We start from the raw sequence: 6,318 nt of genomic DNA, 5'->3' as shown, positions 1-6,318 counted from the left end.
GATCCAGCTTTGCGCCACATCGGCAAGGTTCGCGGCCATGATCTGGCTGGTGATCTGCGCCTTCACGGTGGGGTTCTCGATCTCGACCAGCGTTTCAACCCGGCGGGTGAGGTTGCGGCCCATCCAGTCCGCCGAAGACATGAAGACGCGCGCCTTCTTGTGCGGCAACCCGTGGCCGTTGCCGAAACAGACGATGCGCGAATGTTCCAGAAACCGCCCGACGATGGATTTCACGCGGATATTCTCGCTCAGCCCCTGAACGCCCGGGCGCAGCCCGCAGATGCCCCGGATCACCAGCGAAATGCGGACCCCGGCCTGCGAGGCGGCATAGAGCGCGTCGATCACCTCTGAATCGATGAGCGCGTTCATCTTGGCCCAGATCTCCGCCGGTTTGCCTTCGCGGGCAAATTCGGCCTCCGCCGCGATCATCTCCAGCAGGCGGGTCCGCAGCGTGAGGGGCGAGATCGCGATATTGTCCAGCGTATCGGGCTGGGCATAGCCCGACAGGTAGTTGAACACCTTCGTGGCGTCGCGCCCCAGCCGCTGATCGCAGGTGAACAGTGACAGATCGGTATAAATCCGCGCGGTGATCGGGTGATAATTGCCCGTCCCGTAGTGGGTATAGGTCACAAGCTGCGTGCCCTCGCGTCGCACCACGGTAGAGATCTTGGCGTGGGTCTTGAGGTCGATGAACCCATAGACCACATGCGCGCCTGCCCGCTCCAGCCTGCGCGACTGGCGGATGTTGGCGGCCTCGTCGAAACGCGCCTTCAACTCGACCAGCGCGGTGACCGACTTGCCGTCCTCCGCCGCCTCGCAGAGCGCCTCCACGATGGGGCTGTCGCGGGAGGTGCGGTAGAGCGTCTGCTTGATCGCCACCACATCCGGGTCCCGCGCCGCCTGCGCGAGGAACCGCACCACCATGTCGAAGGTCTCATAGGGGTGGTGCAGCAGCATGTCCTTCTGGCGGATGGCGGCGAACATGTCGCCATCATGGTCCGTCACCCGCTCCGGCACGCGGGAGGTGAAGGAGGGCCAGAGCAGATCGGGCCGGGCGTCGGTGACCAGTTCGGCCAGATCGTCCACGCCGATCATGCCGTCGATCTCGATCACCTCATGGGGGCGCACGCCCAGTTCGGACATGATCACCGCCTTCAGTTTTTCCGGCGCCCCCACGGAATGGGTCAGCCGCACGACCTCGCCCCGGCGGCGGCGTTTCAGGGCCACCTCGAATTCGCGTACCAGATCCTCGGCCTCATCCTCCACCTCCAGATCGCTGTCGCGCAGCACGCGGAATTCGAAATGCGATTTGAGCCGGTATCCCGGGAACAGGTTCGGCACATGCAGCAGCAGCAGGTCTTCGAGCGGCAGATAGCGCAGCGCGCCGTCGGGCGCGGGCAGGGGCACGAAACGGTCGATCATCGCCGGCACCGGCAGCAGCGCCTGAAGGCTGCGCTTGTCGGCGGTACGCTCAAGCTGCAGCGCCAGCGCGAAACCGGTGTTGGGGATGAAGGGGAAAGGATGCGCGGGATCGATCGCCAGCGGCGACAGCACCGCGAACACCTGATTGAGGAAGACCTGTTCAAGATAGGCATGATCGGTCGGCGCCAGATCGGCGAGCCGTACCAGCGTGATGTCTTGGCCCCGCATTTCGGTCAGCAGTTCCGCCAGCACCCGCTGCTGGGTCATCATCAGCTTGCGCGCGTTCTCGTTGATCAGCACAAGCTGTTCCGAAGGCGTCAGCCCGTCCGCCGCCGGGGTGGTGTTGCCGGCATGCGCCAGTTCCCGCAGGCCCGCGACGCGGACAGTATAGAATTCATCGAGGTTGTCGGCGGAAATGGACAGGAACCGCAGCCGTTCCAGCAGCGGCACGCGCGGGTTCTCCGCCTCTTCCACCACCCGCCAGTTGAAGGCCAGCCAGCTCAGCTCGCGGTTGAAGAACCTGCCGGGTCCGGCAAGGTCGACGTCCTCCAGCGAAATCGGATCCGGAAAGGGATCCTCCAGAAAATTGGCGTGCGACATGGGGCCCTTATGACGGTTTCCTGCGACGGTTTTATGGCAATGGGCCGATTATCGCGCGGGCCCGTCGGCATTGTCCAGCACCTCCGCCGCAAGGCGGCGCGTGATCCCGCGTTTCTGGGCAAGACTGGCGGCATCCAGCCGTTCCACCAGATCCCCCGCGGCCGCAAAGGATCTGTCCATCCGGGACACGAGATAGGCGATCACCTCTGGCCGGGGGGTAAGCTGGCGGTCCGCCAGCATCTTGACCAGCACGGCAGCCAGCAGCGCGTCGTCCGGCGGCTCGAGCATCGCTTCGGTGGTGCCCCGCATGCGGCTGACGAGATCGGGCAGCGTCAGGCCCCAGCGGGCGACGGGGGGCGTCCCGGTAAGCAGCAGCGCCCGGCCCTCGGCAAGGACGAGGTTGTGCAGATGGAAAAGCGCTGTCTCCGCCGCCTCATCGCCTGCGATCTCCGGCACATCCTCCACCGCCACGGGTGCGCGGGCCAGGGTGGGGATGTCGGCCCCGGGCAGGTCGCGGGCCGCAACGATGGCCGAACCGCTGGCCGCCGCCCAGACGTGGGCCAGATGCGTTTTGCCCGATCCGGGCGGGCCGGTCAGCACCAGCTTGCCGCCGGGCCATGTCTGCCAGCCGTCGATCAGTGCCGCCGCCATCGCGTTGGAGGGGGCCACGAAAAATGCGTCTCGCCCCAGCGCCGTCCGGCTGGGCAGGTCGAAACCGAGCTGTCGGGCCATGTCAGTAGATGTCCTCGTCCACCGTGGGGTGCGCCCTTGTACCCTGATACAACAGGCTGCGGCGGTAACTGTCGGCGGCAAAACGCGCGATGACCCCGATCGCCGCCGCCACCGGCACCGCCACCAGAAGGCCCACGAAGCCGAAGAGTGTGCCGAAAACCGACAGGGCAAGGATCAGCCAGACCGGATGCAGCCCCACCGAACCGCCGACCATCTTGGGCGTCAGCACATTGCCCTCGATCACCTGACCGAGCACGAAGATACCCGCGACCAGCCCGATGCTGACCCAATCGCCCCAGAACTGGAACAGCGCGAGCCCGATGGCCAGCGCCCCGCCCAAAAGCGCGCCAAGGTAGGGGATGAAAGTGATCAGCCCGGCAAAGAACCCCACCACAAGGCCGAATTGCAGCCCCACCACCATCAGGGCGATCGCGTAATAGGTCCCCAGTATCAGGCAGACGGTGCCCATGCCCCGCACGAAGGACGCGAGCGTTCGGTCGATTTCCGACGCGAGCCTGCGGATGACCGGCGCATGATCCCGGGGCAGCATGTCATCGATGGCGGCAACCATCCGGTCCCAGTCGAGCAACAGGTAGACGGCGACGACAGGCACGATCACGAAGAGCAGGATGACGTTCAGGATCGAGGCAAAGGATGCCAGCGCGGTTTCCAAGAGGGCGCCGCCGCGTTCCTGCACGGTCACGCCAAGGGCGGTGATCGAATTGCGCAGGGTCGAATCCTCTTCCAGCAGCGACGGGAACCTTTCGGTGAGGAAGCGGGTGAAATTGCGCGCCAGCGTGGGCGCCGTCTCGAACAGGTTCACCGCCTGACTGATCAGGTTCGGCACCACAAGCAGCGCCAGCAGAACGAAGATCAGTATCCCCACGATGGTGATGATCGCAGTGGCGAGCGCGCGGCTCAGGCCCAGCCGTTCCAGCCGGTCGGCCACGGGATCGAGGAAATAGGCGATGGCCCCGCCCAGCAGGAAGGGCAGCAGCACATCCCCGATGAACCAGAGCATCACCATGAAGACGATGGCGGCGAAGCCCCAGTATTTCAGTTGATCTCGGATCGGCAGCGCCATGGGGTTCTCCGTTTGCGTTCCCCCCACATCGCCCATGTGCGCGCCCTAATCAAGTGTGGCGCCGCCGCGCCCTTCGCGCCTTTAGTGCAGCGTGCCCAGCTCCGGCGTGTCCTCGGCTGCATCCTGCCCGACCCAGTTGGTCCGCCAGACCTCCGCCGACCAATGCCCGCAATGAACCTCCGGCCGGTCGAACCCGGGCAGGGGGGCCAAGAGGGGGCGCACCACCACGTCATGACGGGGCACCGCGAAATAGGGGAAGGAATAGCGCTCCTTGCCGGTGCGGTTCATCACCCGGTGCGGGGTGGAAACGAGCCGCCCGCCCGACCAAAGCTCCAGCATGTCGCCGATGTTCACCACGAAGCCACCCTCCGGGCAATCGGGCGTGATCCAGTCGCCCGCTGGGGTGCGCACCTCCAGCCCGCCGACGCGGTCGGGGGCGATAATGGTCAGCGCATCGGTATCCTTGTGCGGATGGATGCCGAAGCCGGGGGCGTCGGGTTCCTGCGGCGGATAGTGCAGCAGGGACATATTCGTCAGCGGCGCGCTGAACGCCGCGCGGAAGCTGTCTTTCGGCAGGTCCAGCCCTTCGGCCAGCGCGTCCAGCAAGCGCAGCGCAATGGCGTCCATGGCCGCCCAGTAGGCCAATACCGTCTCGCGCGCCTGCGGCACCTGCGGCGGCCAGAGGTTCGGCCCGTAAAGCGCGCAATCGGCCCGCACCGGATCTTGCGGGTCGGTCTCCGCATGCAGTTTGTAGCCTTCGTAGCGGTCCGGCGTGCCCGAGCCGTCGTTGGGGGTGAAAAAGCCCAGCGGGATATAGCCGCGGTAATTGGCCGGCGTGATGGCCTGCGCCCATTTGTCCTGCTCGGGGACGGCAAAGATCTCCTCCACCGTGGCGCGCATCCGCGTGATGAGCGCAGGGTCCACCCCCGTCCCGGTGATGCACAGAAACCCGATATCCCGGCAGGCCGCCATGATCTCTGCAACGCAGTCCGCGCGCTGATCCCCGCCATCGAGGGCCGAAATGTCAATGACCGGAATATGGTTCATCGGATGCGCACTCCTTGGGTTTCCAGTGTCTTCTGCACGGCGGCCAGATCGATCCGGTCCATGGCCACACCTTCGGCCAGCGCCTGCGCCGCCGCCACGCCCGCGCCTTGCCCCGCGACGGCACAGCAGGCCATGTTGCGGGTGGCGGCATGGGCGATGCGGTCGCCCCCGATGGCGCGCCCGGTCACCAGCAGGTAGTCCACCCCCTTGGGCAGCATGGCGCCATAAGGCACATGCATGTAGCGCCCGGTGGTGGGCAGGATCAGAACGCCGTAGCCGTCGATGAATTCGGGGTAGATGCCGATGGTATCGTCGAACCGGGCCTGCCCGCGCACATCCGCCTCGGTCATGTTGTAGGCCGCATCGATCTTGCGGGTGTCGCGGATGCCGATGCTCATGCCGAAGTTGCGCAGGCGGGCAGCTTCGCAGCCGGGCGTATAGGCGCGCAGCGCCTCGATCGCCAGCATCGCCTGGGTGCGGCCCTCGATCTCGAAACGGGTCAGGCTGTCGGGATCTGTCCCGTCGCATCCCGCCAGATGAACGAGGTTCATATAGGTCATCTCGCCGCTGTCATGCACGGCCCCCCATGTCCCCCCGATGGTGTTGAGATGGGCAGGGATCAGCCCCTCGCGGATCGCCCGCTCGAACGGCTTGCCAAGAAAGGGGGAGAACATGTCATCCTCCTTGCCGTCGGTCTCCACCTGCCATTCGCCGCTGGACCAGTCCTTGTAGGTCTGCGGATCGGCGCGCACACCGGCCATGAAGGCCGCCTTGTCCACGCCCGCGATGTGGAACATGACGCTCGCGGCCTGCATCTCCTCCACCGGGGTCTTGATGGTAGCGGCCCCGGCGCGCTGGGCCACGTCCGCATCGCCGGTGGCGTCGATCACCACGCGCGCCAGTATCGCCTCGCGCCCGGCCTTGGATTCGACGATGACCCCGCGCATGGCCCCGTCTTCGACGATGGGGGCCACGAACTGGCGGTGCAGCATCGGGTGAATGCCCGCTTCCTCCACCAGCCGGTCGGCCACCAGCTTGAAACCCTCGCTGTCGAGCTCATAGCTCAGCGACTGGCTCTCCGGCACGGCGGCGCCCATTGCCTTGGCGCGGTCCTCGAACTCGCGCCCGATGCCACCCGCCTCAACCGTCTGTTCATGCCGGTACCAAGCGAAACCCTCGACCCCCACCACCGTGATATTGCCGCCGAAACAGCCGAAACGGTCCAGCAGGGTCACCTCGGCACCTGCGCGCGCCGCCGCCAGCGCCGCCGCCAGCCCGCCGGGGCCGGAGCCCACGACCAGCACGCCGGTTTCATGGATCACCGGCGTTTCGCGGGCGGGTTCGTGAATGGACTGCATGGGCACCTCCGGCAACTCGCGTTCCGACAAAGCGGATATTGACTGCCGGGTCAACGAAAATGCGCGCAGCTTCCA

General features: G+C 66.1%; 5 protein-coding genes. All 5 read right to left on the bottom strand.

The features are described from left to right. Positions 1-2,022, bottom strand: a 2,022-nt coding sequence (locus A3728_RS15550) for an RNA degradosome polyphosphate kinase (RefSeq protein ID WP_067925609.1), incomplete at its 3' end; no start/stop codon positions are given. A 48-nt stretch (positions 2,023-2,070) separates the two neighbouring features. Then, positions 2,071-2,754 (bottom strand): HdaA/DnaA family protein, encoded by a 684-nt coding sequence (locus A3728_RS15545; RefSeq protein ID WP_067925606.1) that lies wholly within the window; start codon positions 2,752-2,754, stop codon positions 2,071-2,073. Between the two features lies 1 nt (position 2,755). Continuing rightward, entirely contained in the window at positions 2,756-3,838 is a 1,083-nt protein-coding gene (locus tag A3728_RS15540) for an AI-2E family transporter (protein WP_067925603.1), read from the bottom strand. A gap of 81 nt (positions 3,839-3,919) precedes the next feature. After that, on the bottom strand, positions 3,920-4,885 hold the full coding sequence (locus tag A3728_RS15535) for an isopenicillin N synthase family dioxygenase (RefSeq protein ID WP_067925599.1): 966 nt from the start codon (positions 4,883-4,885) through the stop codon (positions 3,920-3,922). Further along, the gene (locus A3728_RS15530; RefSeq protein ID WP_067925612.1) at positions 4,882-6,243 is read right to left on the bottom strand and encodes an FAD-dependent oxidoreductase; all 1,362 of its coding nucleotides are present in this window, start codon (positions 6,241-6,243) and stop codon (positions 4,882-4,884) included. The genes A3728_RS15535 and A3728_RS15530 overlap by 4 nt, the downstream gene beginning before the upstream one ends. Positions 6,244-6,318: the final 75 nt, after the last annotated feature.

This window comes from Sulfitobacter sp. HI0040 (genome assembly GCF_001634885.1).
Classification (GTDB): domain Bacteria; phylum Pseudomonadota; class Alphaproteobacteria; order Rhodobacterales; family Rhodobacteraceae; genus Sulfitobacter.
Note: the sequence above shows the minus strand (reverse complement) of the source record. Positions and strands in the feature narration are given on the sequence as shown.

Coding starts and splice junctions, on each gene's coding strand:
- A3728_RS15535 (WP_067925599.1), bottom strand. CDS start 4,885: ATGAACCATATTCCGGTCATTGACATTTCGGCCCTCGATGGCGGGGAT.
- A3728_RS15530 (WP_067925612.1), bottom strand. CDS start 6,243: ATGCAGTCCATTCACGAACCCGCCCGCGAAACGCCGGTGATCCATGAA.
- A3728_RS15540 (WP_067925603.1), bottom strand. CDS start 3,838: ATGGCGCTGCCGATCCGAGATCAACTGAAATACTGGGGCTTCGCCGCC.
- A3728_RS15545 (WP_067925606.1), bottom strand. CDS start 2,754: ATGGCCCGACAGCTCGGTTTCGACCTGCCCAGCCGGACGGCGCTGGGG.